Below are 12973 nucleotides of genomic sequence, written 5' to 3' on the forward strand. Positions count from 1 at the left end.
ACGAAGGAGTCTTGAAAGATGCCGGTATCGGTCACCATGCCCCGGCTGGGCGAGAGCGTCACTGAGGGCACCGTCACCCGGTGGTTGAAGCAGGAGGGCGACCGCGTCGAGGTCGACGAGCCCCTGCTGGAGGTTTCCACCGACAAGGTCGACACCGAGATCCCCTCCCCGGCGGCCGGCGTGCTGGCCCGGATCGTGGTGAGCGAGGACGAGACCGCCGAGGTCGGCAGCGAGCTGGCGGTGATCGACGGCGACGGCGAAGCGGGCGGCGAGGCCCGGCCGGCCCAGCCGGAGGCGGCCGAGGCGGAGCAGGCACCCGCCGAGGCGGCGGCCCCGGCCGAGGAGCCGGCCGGCGAGCCGGAGCAGGCCGAGGAGCAGCAGCAGGCCGAGCCGGAGACGGTGGCCGCGCAGACCGCGCCGGCCGGCGACTCCGGCACCGTCCTGAAGATGCCGGCGCTGGGCGAGAGCGTCACCGAGGGCACGGTGACCCGCTGGCTGAAGGAGGTCGGCGACACCGTCGAGGCCGACGAGCCGCTGGTCGAGGTCTCCACCGACAAGGTGGACACCGAGATCCCCTCCCCGGTCGCCGGCACCCTGCTGGAGATCCGGGTCAGCCAGGACGAGACCGCGCCGGTCGGTGCCGACCTGGCGGTGATCGGTGCCGCCGGAGGTGCCGCCCCGGCCGCCGAACCGGCGAAGCCGGCACCTGAGGCCGCGAAGCCGGCACCCGAGCCGGAGCCGGAGCCGGAGCCGGAGCCCGCGAAGCAGGCGGCACCGGCGGCCGGTGCGTCGTACCAGACCCCGGCGCCGGAGACCGAGCGCTCCGAGCAGCCGGCCCGGACCGAGCGGGCGGCCCAGCCCGCCCCGACGGGGACCCGGGCTCCCGCGCCGACTCCGGCGCCCTCCGGGGAGAACGGTGCCGGCTACGTCACCCCGCTGGTACGCAAGCTCGCCAGCGACCAGGGCGTCGACCTCTCCACCGTCAGCGGTACCGGGGTCGGTGGCCGGATCCGCAAGCAGGACGTACTCGAAGCGGCGGAGCGGGCCCGCGCGGCCGCGCAGGCCCCGGCCGCCCAGCCGGCCGCGGAGGCCGCCGCACCGGCCCCGAAGGCGCCGAAGGCGGAACCGAGCCCGCTGCGGGGCAGCACCCAGAAGCTGCCCCGGATCCGCGCGGTCATCGCCAAGCGGATGCAGGAGTCGCTGCACGAGATGGCGCAGCTCACCACCGTCGTCGAGGTGGACGTGACCAAGGTGGCCCGGTTGCGGGCCAGGGCCAAGGACACGTTCCTGCAGCGGCACGGGGTCAAGCTGTCGTTCCTGCCGTTCTTCGCGCTGGCCGCCGTCGAGGCGTTGCAGACCTACCCGGTGGTCAACGCCCGGATGGACCTCGACGCGGGGACGATCACCTACCCCGAGGCGGAGCACCTGGGCATCGCCGTCGACACCGAGCGCGGCCTGATGGTGCCGGTGATCCACAACGCGGGTGACCTGAACCTGGCCGGGATCGCCCGCCGGGTCGCGGATCTCGCCGAGCGGACCCGGACCAACAAGATCAGCCCGGACGAGATCGCCGGGGCCACCTTCACGCTGACCAACACCGGCAGCCGGGGTGCGCTCTTCGACACCCCGATCGTGCCGGCGCCGCAGTCGGCGATGCTCGGCACCGGCGCGGTGGTCAAGCGTCCGATGGTGGTCACCGACCCGCAGCTCGGCGAGGTGATCGCGCCGCGCTCGATGGTCTACCTGGCGCTCTCCTACGATCACCGGCTGGTCGACGGCGCGGACGCCGCCCGGTTCCTGACCGCGGTCAAGGAGCGGCTGGAGGCCGCCCAGTTCGAGGCCGAACTCGGGCTCGCCTGACCGCAGCAGCGTCTCGTACGGGGCGTCCGGCCATCGGCCGGGCGCCCCGTCGCCATCTGCGGCGCCACCCCGCTCCGCCGTTCCGCCGGGGCGCCCGGAGCCGACCTCGGCCGATCCGGACGGAGTGGGCGAAGATACAGGGATGCGTATCCTGATCGCCGGCTCGTCCGGTTGGCTCGGCACCCGTCTGACCGATCGGCTCCGGGCCGCGGACCACGACGTCGTCCGGCTGGTCCGGCGCCGGACGCAGGGCCCGGACGAGGTGCGGTGGGATCCCGGCGCCGGTCAGCTCGACCCGGCGGTCCTGGTCGGCGTCGACGCGGTGGTCAACCTGGCCGGTGCCAACATCGGCGACCGACGCTGGACTCCCCGCTACAAGGAGGTGCTCCGGTCGAGCCGGGTCGACAGCACCGGGACGCTGGCCCGGGCCATCGCCGCACTGCCGGCCGAGCAGCGTCCCCGGACCCTGCTGAACGGCTCGGCGATCGGCTGGTACGGCGACACCGGTGACCGCCCGGTCGAGGAGGACGAGCCGGCCGGGGAGGGCTTCATGGCCGACCTGTGCCGGGTCTGGGAGGCGGCGACCGCGCCGGCCGAGCAGGCCGGGGTACGGGTGGTACGCCTGCGCATCGGCCTGCCGCTGGAGCACTCCGGCGGGCTGCTCAAGCCGCAACTGCTGCCGTACCGGCTCGGTATCGCGGGCAAGTTCGGCAGCGGTCGGCAGTGGATTCCGTGGATCTCGATGGCCGACTGGCTGGCCGCGATGACGTTCCTGCTGGATCGCGAGGAGATCGCCGGACCGGTCAACGTGGTCGGGCCGGCGCCGGTGACCAACGCCGAGTTCACCCGGGCGCTGGGCCGGGCGCTGCACCGGCCGACCGTGATGCCGGTACCCGGGATCGCGCTGCGGATCCTGCTCGGTGAGCTCTCGGTCGAGTCGCTGCGCAGCCTGCGGGTGCTCCCCGGGGTGCTGAACCGGGCCGGTTTCGCCTATCGGCATCCCGACCTGGCCAGCGCGCTGCAAGCGGCGTTGCCCGGCCGCTGAACTGCCCCGTCGAACGCGGATCGAGGGTGCCGAAGCCGCCAAAGAGCCGACAGAAGCGAGAAGGTGTGCAAAAGTAATTTCACCTTCCGTACCGGACAAAGCATCTGGTGTCCGGACATCGCAGTGGGCGGTCCGGCCGGGAAGGCGACCCGCGCCGCGAGCGGCGCCGCCAGGCTGGAGGCTCGATGACCGCCGAGGACCGGACCGGCCGACCGGCCGTCCCGCCGCCACCACCGCGCCGGGCGGTCGCCGCCGCGCTCGCGCTCTCCGCCGGCCTGGCCGTCGCCGGTACGACTGTCGCGACGGTCAGCTGGCCGGGCGACCCGACCGGCATCACCGTCGCCGCGCCGGAGCCTGCGGAACCCGGCACCGTCACCTTCCGGGTGGTGCCCGCGCCGACGACCGCGGCACCGACGCCGCAACCGCCCACTCCCCGGCCGGCCCCCACGGGCCACCTTCCGGTCACCGGCGGCGGCGACCCGGCACCCGGTTGGCTGCCGGCGCTCGGCGCCCTGCTGGTGCTGACCGGTGCCGTGACCGTCGTGGTCGCCCGCCGGTCCCGCCGCCCCGGCGGCGCGGGGTCCACCGGATAACCGGCCGGACCCCGCGCCGAGCGGTCGGGAGTCAGCGGTCAGCAGTCGCGCAGCTCCGGCGACTGGTTGCGGATCTGGGCGAGCGGCGAGACGAACCGCTGGTACGTCGTACCGCCCACCGCCCCCGGCCGGAACGCGGCCACCCGGTGGCAGTTCTGGAACGCCAGGCGCACCCCGAAGTGGCGCTCCAGCCCGCCCCGGATGGCGTCGCTGGCCAGTGCGCGGAGCAGTTGGCCCCGCTCCGCCTCACTCGGCGGTGGTACGGCATGGTCGGCGTAGTCGGCCGTGGTCGCGTGGACCCGGGCCGACACCTCGGCGACCACCGCCCAGGCGTACGGCAGGGAGCGCCGGACACAGTCGACGAACTCCTCGTCGTCGACCCGGCCGGCCTCGGCCCGCTCCAGCAGTGCGGTGGGTACGTCCAGGGACATTGTGTTCCTCCTGTCGTGGATTCGACCCGACCCGGGCTGGCTGGCCCGGACCGGCGGCACATCTCCGACCGGCACCACCGTTCGGGGTGCCGGCCACCGGGGCGGTCAGCGAACCGCCGCCTCCGACCCGGCCACCGCCGGCGACCCGGTCAGCGCCGGCGGTCCGGGCAGCGCCGACGGTCCGGGCAGCGCCTGCGGTCCGGGCAGGTAGTCGGGGTCCACCTGGCCGGCCAGGTCCTCGCCGACCCGGTCGTTCGCCCAGGCGGCCGCGTTGCGCAGGTGGAACTCCACCGCGTGCCGCTGGAAGGTCGCCCAGTCCTGCACCTGCTCGTCGACGGTGGCCCGGAGCAGGTCGAGCGCGGCCCGGTTGCCCGGCTCCAGGGCGTGCACCGGTGCCGGTACGCCCCGCTCGGCGCTGCGCACGTAGTCCGAGCGGGTCAGCCAGGTGAGCAGGTCGGCACCGACGTGCTGGCGCAGGAACTCGACGTCGCCCGCGTCGTCGACCTTGTTGCCGACCACGTGCACCCGGACGCCGTACTCCCGGGCGTAGCCGACGTACTGCCGGTAGACGCCGACGCTGCGCAGGGTCGGCTCACAGACCAGGAAGGTCGCGTCGAACCGGGTGAAGAGCCCGGAGGCGAACGAGTCTGCCCCGGCGGTCATGTCCACCACCACGTACTCCCCCGGGCCGTCGACCAGGTGGTTGAGCAGCAGCTCCACCGCGCCGACCTTGGCGTGGTAGCAGGAGACCCCGAGGTCGTCGGCGCCGAACGGGCCGGTCACCGCGAGCCGGACCCCGGCCACCTCGCGGACCACCGCCGCGTAGAGCGGGTTGTCGCCGTCGACCGGCAGCAGCCGGGAGCCGCGCCCCGGCGGGGTGGTCTTGACCATCGCCTCGACCGAGGAGATCCGCGGGTTCTCGCCGCGCAGGTACTCCTTGATCTGCGGCAGGTGGTCGCCGAGCGTCGGCAGCCGGGCCGCCTCCGCCTCGGTGGCGCCGAGCGCCGTCCCGAGGTGCTGGTTGATGTCGGCGTCGATGGCGAGCAGCGGCGGTGAGCCGCCGGCCGGGCCGGACGCGGCGAGATGCCGGGCGAAGAGGGCGGCCAGGGTGGTCTTGCCACTGCCGCCCTTGCCGACGAACGAGATTTTCACGGTACGGGTCCTCCGGTGCACTCTGCGACGTTAATCCAATTGGAAATCATTTCCATCGGACCCGTCAAGCTGCCCGCTTCCTCGGCGTGTCGGGCCGGGGTTGGTAACCTCCGGCCCGTGCCGCACTCCCCGCCCGCGCTCGCCGGGCCGACCTCGCCCCCGTCGCCGCCGTCGCCCACGCCCCCGGGCGCCCGACGGAGCCGCCGGACCGACCTGCTCGTCGCGCTGGTCGCGATCGTCGGAGCGGGCTGGGTCACCAGCGGACTCTGGCTCGACCCCAACGGCCGGGCGATCACCGTCAACTCCAGCGACCAGGCCCTCTTCGAGTGGCTCCTCGCGTACGGCGCGCACGCGCTCACCCACGGCCAGAACCCGTTCTTCACCGAGCTGGTGAACGTCCCGGACGGGGTCAACCTCGCGGTCAACACCTCGGTCACGGTCTACGCCGCCGTCTTCGCCCCGCTCACCTACTCCGTCGGCGCCCCGGCCACCTTCCTGGTGATCCTCACCGGCAACATCGCCGCCACGGCGTTCGGCTGGTACTGGCTGCTCTCCCGGAAACTCGTCCGGAGCACCCCGGCGGCGGTACTCGGCGGGCTCTTCATCGGCTTCGCCCCCGGCATGGTCGCGCACGCCAACGCCCACCTGAACTGGAGCGCCGGCTGGGTCGTCCCGATGCTGCTCTGGGGGATACTCCGGCTGCGCCGGCCCGGCCGGTGGCTCCGCAACGGACTGCTGCTCGGGCTGCTGGTGGCGATCGCCTTCTCCATCGCCGCCGAGGGGCTCTTCTTCACCGCCCTGGCCTGCGCGGTCTTCTTCGGCACCTGGGCACTCGACCGGCACCGCCGGGCCGAGGCGAGGGCGGCACTGCCGGACTTCCTGCGCGGGCTCGGCGTCACCGCGCTGGTGGCGTTCGTGCTGCTGGCGTACCCGCTGTGGCTGCACTTCCTCGGGCCGCAGCGGTTCCACGGCACCGGATTCGATCCGGTGATCCATGCCGAGGACATCGCCGCGTACGGGGCGTACCCGCAGCGGACCCTGGCCGGGGAGGCCGGGCTCGGCACCTCGCTGGCACCGAACCCGACCGAGGAGAACTCCTTCCTCGGGCTGCCGCTGCTGGTGCTGGCCGTGGTCTGCTTCGTCGTGCTGTGGCGGCGCGCCGGCCTGGAGCGCCGGGCCACGGTACGGGCGATCGGGGTGACCACGCTGGTCTTCGCCGTACTCTCCTGGGGCCCCCGGGTGAAGATCTTCGGTGCACACACCGACGTGCCGCTGCCGTACGCCCTGCTCGGTCACCTGCCGGTCTTCAACGCCGCCCTGCCGTCCCGACTCGCCCTGGTGGTGGCCCCGCTGGTCGGGCTGCTGCTGGCGCACACCGTCGACCTGCTCCGGGCCGCCGCACCGTCCCGGCGGGCCCGGGTCGGCTGGATCGCCGGGTTCGCCGTGGCACTCTTGCCACTGCTGCCGGTGCCGCTGCTCAGCACAGCCCGGGAACCGATCCCGGAGTTCGTCACCGCCGGCACCTGGCGGCAGTACGTCTCACCCGGCGGGGTACTCACCCCGCTGCCGCTCACCCTCGACCTGGCGCCGGACGGGCAACGCTGGCAGGCGTACGCGCTCAGCCACCGGCAGGGCGAGTTCCGGATCCCGTCCGGCTTCTTCCTCGGCCCCGGCGGGCCGGACGGGCGGGGCCGGATCGGGCCGGTGCCCCGGGCCACCGACGCGCTGCTGATGCGGGTGGCCGAGACCGGCGAACGGCCGGTGATCACCGACGCCGACCGGGCGGCCGCCCGGGCCGACCTGCGCTACTGGCGGGTCGAGGCGGTGGTGCTCACCGACCGGGCGCACGGGGCGAAGTTCCCGATCCACACCGACGCGCTGCGCGAGGTCACCACCGCGCTGCTCGGCCCCCCGGAGCGGGTCGCCGACGTCTGGCTCTGGCGCCTCACCCCCTAACCCCCACCCCAACCCGACACCATCATGATCACGTAGCGTCCGGCTGCTCCCGGTCGGCCGGACGCTACGTGGTCATGACGCTCACGCCGCTCCGGGATGTGCGGCGAGGATGCCGAGGGTGTAGGCGGCGGCGACCAGGCCGAGCATCAGCACCGCGACGCGGCGGAACCGGCGGGCCAGCGCCGGCAGTTCGGTCGGCAGCGCGAAGACCCGGCGCGGCCAGCCCCGCCAGGAGACCCACCAGAAGAGCGCGCTCGCGGCGGCCAGCAGCACCGCCTTGGCGGCGACCAGCAGCCACCAGCCGGTCGAGCGGTCGCCGGCCAGCAGCACCAGGACGAGCCCGGTCACCCAGAGCACCCCGACCAGCCCGACCACGGGCCACCGGTTACCGTGCGCCAGCACCCGCTGCGCATCCTCCACCCGCTGCGCGTCCTCCGCCTCCTGCGCGTCATCCGCCTCCTGCCGCTCATCGGTTCTGCCGGAGGAGCCGCCGAGCATCCGGGTCAGTTTCGGCGCCACCACGAAGAGGCTGTACGCCATCGAGCCCAGCCACAGCGCCGAGACCCCGGCATGCAGCAGGATCATCGTGGTCGACAACGCGTCCATCCGGGCATCATCCCCGCCCCGGCCTCCGACCGCGCGCCGGTGAGCCCCGCCACGAACCGGAGCGACCCGCCGGTAGCCCACTAAGCTGGAGCGGTGACCAGCACAGTTGCCGGCTTGACCAGTCTCCGGCTCGGGACGGTCGACTATCTGACGGCCTGGGACGAGCAGCGTCGGGTGCACGAGGCGGTGGTCGCCGGGGAGCGCCCGGACACCGTACTGCTGCTCGAACATCCCGACGTCTACACGGCCGGCAAGCGCACCGAGCCCTGGGACCGGCCGATCGACGGTACGCCGGTGATCGACGTGGACCGGGGCGGCAAGATCACCTGGCACGGTCCGGGTCAGCTCGTCGGCTATCCGATCCTCAAGCTCCCCGGCGCGGACACCGGGCTGCCGGTGGACGTCGTCGCCTTCGTCCGGCGCACCGAGCGGTTGCTGCTCGACGTCTGCGCCGAACTCGGCCTGCACAGGGCGATGCTGGTCGAGGGGCGCAGTGGGGTCTGGGTGCCGGCCGACGAGCGCGGGCCGGAACGCAAGGTGGCCGCGATCGGCATCCGGGTGGCCCGGGGCGTGACCCAGCACGGCTTCTCGATCAACTGCGACTGCGATCTCGCCGCGTACGACCGGATCGTCGCCTGCGGGCTGCGCGACGTCGGCGTCACCTCGCTCAGCGCCGAACTCGACCGCCCCGTCACCACCGCCGAAGTGCTCCCCATCGTCGAGCGGCACCTCCGCACCCTGCTCCCCTGAGGCGAGATCCCGCTGTCTCCCCGAAACAGTGGGAGCCGGCCCCGCTCACGGGGTGAGGCGGTGCGGGTCGCGGGGGAAGGCGGTGGCCTGGCGGACGTTCGGCAGGCCGAGCAGTTGGGCGACCATGCGTTCCAGGCCGATCGCGAAGCCGCCGTGCGGGGGCATGCCGTGCCGGAACGCGTCCAGATAGCCGGCGTACGGCTCGACCGGCTCGCCCCGCTCCGCGAGCGCGGCCAGACAGTCGGCGTACCGGTGCAGCCGCTGCCCCCCGGTGACCAGCTCCACGCCCCGGAACAGCAGGTCGAACCCGTTGGAGTACGCCCGCGTCACGGCGGCGCCCGGCGGGTTCTGCCCGGTGGCCGGGTGGGTGTAGAAGGGGCGCTTGGCCAGCGGATAGCCGGTGACGAAGAGGAAGTCGGAGCCGTGCTCGGTCCGGGCCCACTCCCCGAGCGCACGCTCGTGTGCCGGTGCGAGGTCGGGCTCGTCCGGCGGCGCCCCGGCGAGCGCCAGCGCCTCGGCGAAGTGCACCGCCGGGATCTCCACCGGCACCGCCGGAAGCTGCGCCGGCACCGCCAGAGGCTGCGCCGGCAGAGGCTGTGGCGTCGGGAGGTCGGTGAGCCGGTCGAGCATTCCGGCGAGTACCTCGCGGAGCAGCCGCATCACGTCCCGGTGGTCGGTGACGAAGCCGAACTCGACGTCCAGCGAGGTGTACTGGGTCAGATGCCGGGTGGTGTCGTGCGGCTCGGCCCGGAACACCGGCCCCACCTCGTAGACCCGCTCCAGCACACCGACGAGCATCTGCTTGTAGAACTGGGGCGACTGGGCGAGGTAGCCGGGCCGGCCGAAGTAGTCCAGGGCGAAGACGTTCGCGCCGCTCTCGGTGGCGGCGGCGACGAGCTTCGGGGTGTGCACCTCGACGAAGCCGAGCCGGTCGAGGGTGGCCCGGAACCCGGCCACCAGGGCGGCCGAGACCCGCAACGCCGCCGAGCGGGTGGGATGGCGCAACGCCACCGCCGCGTGGTCGAGCTGGGTCGGCAGGGCCGCGGTCAGCTCCGGGCGGTACACGTCGAAGGGTGGCGGCACGGCCGGGTCGCCGAGCGGGCGTACGGTCGGGTCTGCCACCTCGACCCCGGCGGGCGCGGCGGGGTTGCCGACCACCCGGCCGGTCACCTCCAGCACCGACTCCTCCGGCAGCTCGGCCAGCCGGGCCCGCAGCGCGGCGTCGGTCACCACCACCTGGGCGAGTCCGGCGGCGTCCCGCAGGATCAGGAACGTCACCGACTTGAGCTGCCGGCGCCGGTGCACCCAGCCGGCGGCGGTCACGGTCGCGCCGACGTGCGCCGGCAGGGACGTGGAAAGGACCCGTGGCACCTGTGTTCACTCCTGTCGCGTGTCGCGACGCGCGCCCGAGGCGGACCGCGCCGTAAGACCCCGGGGAGTGTGGGCGAGCGGGAACTCGCGGTGCCACCACACCTTCACCACCGGCGGTACGGCCGGCGGCCTCGTTCGTGGCCCGTGACGCGGGCCGGACGGCGGGGTCTACCGGGCGCCGGGGCGCCGTTCTTCCCGCAGCTCGGGAGGGTCTTCCCAGCCCGGCCGGAGATCACCTTTCCAGCGACGGTGACTCTCTGGACTCCGGTTGTCGGGTGGTACTCGGCTCCGTCAACGCTCTGCCCGGACGGTAGCCGAGGCGGGTGGCGGGCTGACACCGAATATCCGCCCCCGGCGCCGCTCGCGTCAGCGGAGGGCGGCGTGAGTGGTATCACCTGGTCCGGCACGTGAGTCCGGTCGCCTCTGGTCGATCGGCCGACCCCTCGGCGCGTAGGCTCGGATTCGTGACCATCGAGCACTCCGCGCCATCCTCCGCCGCCGAAGCCGGAGGGGTGAGCGTCGTGACCGCACCGGAGATCCGTACCGGCAATCCTGTCGCGCCGGAGGGGCGTCGGCTGCTGCGGGTCGAGGCCCGCAACGCGGCGACGCCGATCGAGCGCAAGCCGCCGTGGATCAAGGTCAAGGCGAAGATGGGTCCGGAGTACACCCAGCTCCGTGGGCTGGTCTCCCGGGAGGGCCTGCACACCGTCTGCCAGGAGGCCGGCTGCCCCAACATCTACGAGTGCTGGGAAGACCGGGAGGCGACCTTCCTGATCGGCGGTGACCAGTGCACCCGCCGGTGCGACTTCTGCCAGATCGACACCGGCAAGCCGGCCGACTTCGACGCGGACGAGCCGCGCCGGGTCGCCGAGTCGGTGGTCGCGATGGGGCTGCGCTACGCCACCGTCACCGGGGTGGCCCGGGACGACCTGCCGGACGGCGGCGCCTGGCTCTACGCCGAGACGGTCCGGCAGATCCACGCGCTGACCCGGCGGGAGCGGCCGGCCGACGCCGACGGTGCCACCGAGGGCATCCTGGAGGCCCTGCCGCACTGCGGGGTGGAGCTGTTGATCCCCGACTTCAACGGCAACCCGGCACAGCTCGCCGAGGTCTTCGGCGCCCGGCCGGAGGTGCTCGCGCACAACGTCGAGACGGTACCCCGGATCTTCAAGCGGATCCGGCCGGCGTTCCGCTACGAGCGCTCGCTCGACGTGCTCACCCAGGCCCGGGCCGCCGGGCTGGTGACCAAGTCCAACCTGATCCTCGGGCTCGGCGAGGACCGCGCCGAGATCTCCCAGGCGCTGCGCGACCTGCACGCCGCCGGCTGCGAGCTGGTCACCATCACGCAGTACCTGCGGCCGACGCCCCGGCACCACCCCGTCGAGCGGTGGGTTCGGCCGGAGGAGTTCGTGGAGCTGCGCGAGGAGGCCGAGGAGATCGGCTTCGCCGGGGTGCTGAGCGGGCCGCTGGTGCGTTCGTCGTACCGTGCCGGCCGGCTCTACCAGCAGGCCGTCGAGGCCCGGACCGCACCGGCCGGCACCACGGCCCGGTAACTCCGGCGGCGGTCTCGCCAGCCTCTTTTCCACCTTCACCCCGGCTCGCCCACGCGCGGTGGCGAAGCGCGCTCCACCTGTCGCAGCGTGTTAGATTCCGGCCGTCAGCCGGGAGGTGCTTGCCGGCAACACGTCGAAGGTGATGAATAGAAGCATGACAGCACCCCACACCGTGATCATCGGCGCCGGCCCCGCCGGACTGACCGCGGCGTACGAGCTGACCAAGCGGAACGCCACCGTCGAAGTGTTCGAGGCCGACGACGTGGTGGGCGGGATCAGCCGTACCGTCGAACGCGACGGCTGGCGGTTCGACATCGGCGGGCATCGCTTCTTCACCAAGGTGCCCCAGGTCGAGGCGCTCTGGCACGAGATCCTGCCCGCCGAGGACTTCCTGCTCCGGCCCCGGATGAGCCGGATCTACTACCGGGGGAAGCTGTACGACTATCCGCTCAAGGCCAGCAACGCGCTGCGCAACCTCGGCATCGTCGAGGCGCTGCGCTGCGTCGGCTCGTATCTCTGGGCCAAGGTCGCGCCGCCGAAGGACCAGTCCCACCTCGCCGGCTGGGTGACCGCCCGGTTCGGCCGACGGCTCTTCGAGCACTTCTTCAAGACGTACAACGAGAAGCTCTGGGGCGTACCGGCGACCCAGCTCTCCGCCGACTGGGCGGCGCAGCGGATCAAGAACCTGTCGCTGTCGAACGCGGTACTCAACGCGCTGCTGCCCCGGCGCAACCAGAAGGACATCACCAGCCTGATCGAGGAGTTCAACTATCCGAAGCACGGTCCCGGGATGATGTGGGAACGCTGCGCCGAACTCGTCGAGAAGCGCGGCGGCCGGGTCAACCTGAACACCGGGGTCACCGCCGTGCACCGGGCCGGCGGCCGGGCGGTCGCGGTCACCGTCGCCGGGCCGGACGGGTCGCGCCGGGTCGCCGCCGACCACGTGGTGTCGTCGATGCCGATCTCGCACCTGGTGCTGGCGATGGACCCGCCGGCCCCGCCGGCCGTACGCGCCGCCGCGAACGAGCTGTTCTACCGCGACTTCCTGACCGTCGCGCTGGTGGTACCGGCCGAGTTCAGCTTCCCGGACAACTGGATCTACATCCACGCCCCGGAGGTGAAGGTCGGGCGGATCCAGAACTTCGGCTCCTGGTCGCCGTACCTGGTCAAGGACGGCCGGACCTGCCTCGGGCTGGAGTACTTCCTCAACATCGGCGACGAGCTGTGGAACAGTCCGGACGCCGACCTGGTCGCGCTCGGCACCGCCGAGCTGGAGCGGCTCGGCCTGGTCCGTCCCGGCTCGGTCGAGACCGGCTACGTGGTCCGGATGCCCCGCGCCTACCCGTTCTACGACTTCGCCTACAAGGAGAACGTCGCGACGATCCGCGGCTGGCTCGCCGCCGAGGTGCCGAACGTGCACCCGGTCGGCCGCAACGGGATGCACCGCTACAACAACGCCGACCACTCGATGATGACCGCGCTGCTCTCGGTGTCGAACATCCTGGACGGCACCGACCACGACGTGTGGACGGTCAACGTGGAGGAGGAGTACCACGAGGAGAAGGGCCCCGGCGAGCACGGCACCGGCCGGGCCGCCCCGGTGCTCCCCCGCGACCCCGTCCCGAGCTGACCCCCGAGGCGCCCCACCGGCCGGGA

The 12973-nt window shown here is 73.2% G+C and carries 11 protein-coding genes; 7 read left to right on the forward strand and 4 right to left on the reverse strand.

What is annotated here, in order from left to right; genetic code table 11:
• The first annotated feature begins 18 nt into the window (after positions 1–18).
• From sucB to C6W10_RS27010, 3 genes are all read left to right on the forward strand, one after another.
• Complete coding sequence (gene sucB / locus C6W10_RS27000; RefSeq protein ID WP_107261628.1) at positions 19–1860, forward strand: 2-oxoglutarate dehydrogenase, E2 component, dihydrolipoamide succinyltransferase; 1842 nt, start codon at positions 19–21, stop codon at positions 1858–1860.
• A 142-nt stretch (positions 1861–2002) separates the two neighbouring features.
• A complete protein-coding gene (locus C6W10_RS27005) occupies positions 2003–2905 on the forward strand; it encodes a TIGR01777 family oxidoreductase (RefSeq protein WP_107261630.1) in 903 nt (300 codons plus the stop codon).
• Between the two features lie 185 nt (positions 2906–3090).
• Positions 3091–3498 carry a hypothetical protein gene (locus tag C6W10_RS27010; protein ID WP_107261632.1) on the forward strand — a complete coding sequence of 136 codons (408 nt, stop codon included), beginning with the start codon at positions 3091–3093 and terminating at the stop codon, positions 3496–3498.
• A 38-nt stretch (positions 3499–3536) separates the two neighbouring features.
• Here C6W10_RS27010 and C6W10_RS27015 read toward each other — a convergent pair whose 3' ends face one another.
• Together C6W10_RS27015 and C6W10_RS27020 are read right to left on the reverse strand one after the other, a co-directional pair.
• Complete coding sequence (locus tag C6W10_RS27015) at positions 3537–3929, reverse strand: SCO5389 family protein (protein WP_107261634.1); 393 nt, start codon at positions 3927–3929, stop codon at positions 3537–3539.
• 105 nt (positions 3930–4034) lie between these two features.
• Entirely contained in the window at positions 4035–5081 is a 1047-nt protein-coding gene (locus C6W10_RS27020) for an ATP-binding protein (RefSeq protein WP_234361443.1), read from the reverse strand.
• Between the two features lie 117 nt (positions 5082–5198).
• On the opposite strand from C6W10_RS27020, the gene C6W10_RS27025 reads away from it, so the two are divergent.
• Positions 5199–7037: a DUF2079 domain-containing protein gene (locus tag C6W10_RS27025; RefSeq protein WP_107261636.1), complete on the forward strand. Its 1839-nt coding sequence runs from the start codon at positions 5199–5201 to the stop codon at positions 7035–7037.
• Between the two features lie 81 nt (positions 7038–7118).
• Here the strand turns inward: C6W10_RS27025 and C6W10_RS27030 are convergent, their stop codons facing one another.
• Positions 7119–7643 carry a hypothetical protein gene (locus C6W10_RS27030; RefSeq protein WP_107261638.1) on the reverse strand — a complete coding sequence of 175 codons (525 nt, stop codon included), beginning with the start codon at positions 7641–7643 and terminating at the stop codon, positions 7119–7121.
• Positions 7644–7736: 93 nt separating this feature from the next.
• Here C6W10_RS27030 and lipB point away from each other — a divergent pair, with 93 nt between their 5' ends.
• Positions 7737–8393: a lipoyl(octanoyl) transferase LipB gene (gene lipB, locus C6W10_RS27035; protein WP_107261640.1), complete on the forward strand. Its 657-nt coding sequence runs from the start codon at positions 7737–7739 to the stop codon at positions 8391–8393.
• Between the two features lie 45 nt (positions 8394–8438).
• Here the strand turns inward: lipB and aspS are convergent, their stop codons facing one another.
• The gene (aspS, locus tag C6W10_RS27040) at positions 8439–9764 is read right to left on the reverse strand and encodes an aspartate--tRNA(Asn) ligase (RefSeq protein WP_107261642.1); all 1326 of its coding nucleotides are present in this window, start codon (positions 9762–9764) and stop codon (positions 8439–8441) included.
• Between the two features lie 464 nt (positions 9765–10228).
• On the opposite strand from aspS, the gene C6W10_RS27045 reads away from it, so the two are divergent.
• On the forward strand, positions 10229–11317 hold the full coding sequence (locus C6W10_RS27045) for a lipoyl synthase (protein ID WP_369937027.1): 1089 nt from the start codon (positions 10229–10231) through the stop codon (positions 11315–11317).
• Positions 11318–11471: 154 nt separating this feature from the next.
• Positions 11472–12947 (forward strand): NAD(P)/FAD-dependent oxidoreductase, encoded by a 1476-nt coding sequence (locus tag C6W10_RS27050; protein WP_107261646.1) that lies wholly within the window; start codon positions 11472–11474, stop codon positions 12945–12947.
• Positions 12948–12973 lie beyond the last annotated feature (26 nt).

The organism is Plantactinospora sp. BB1 (assembly GCF_003030385.1).
Lineage (GTDB): Bacteria > Actinomycetota > Actinomycetes > Mycobacteriales > Micromonosporaceae > Plantactinospora.

Coding starts and splice junctions, on each gene's coding strand:
- sucB (WP_107261628.1), top strand. CDS start 19: ATGCCGGTATCGGTCACCATGCCCCGGCTGGGCGAGAGCGTCACTGAG.
- C6W10_RS27050 (WP_107261646.1), top strand. CDS start 11,472: ATGACAGCACCCCACACCGTGATCATCGGCGCCGGCCCCGCCGGACTG.
- C6W10_RS27005 (WP_107261630.1), top strand. CDS start 2,003: ATGCGTATCCTGATCGCCGGCTCGTCCGGTTGGCTCGGCACCCGTCTG.
- C6W10_RS27030 (WP_107261638.1), bottom strand. CDS start 7,643: ATGGACGCGTTGTCGACCACGATGATCCTGCTGCATGCCGGGGTCTCG.
- C6W10_RS27015 (WP_107261634.1), bottom strand. CDS start 3,929: ATGTCCCTGGACGTACCCACCGCACTGCTGGAGCGGGCCGAGGCCGGC.
- C6W10_RS27010 (WP_107261632.1), top strand. CDS start 3,091: ATGACCGCCGAGGACCGGACCGGCCGACCGGCCGTCCCGCCGCCACCA.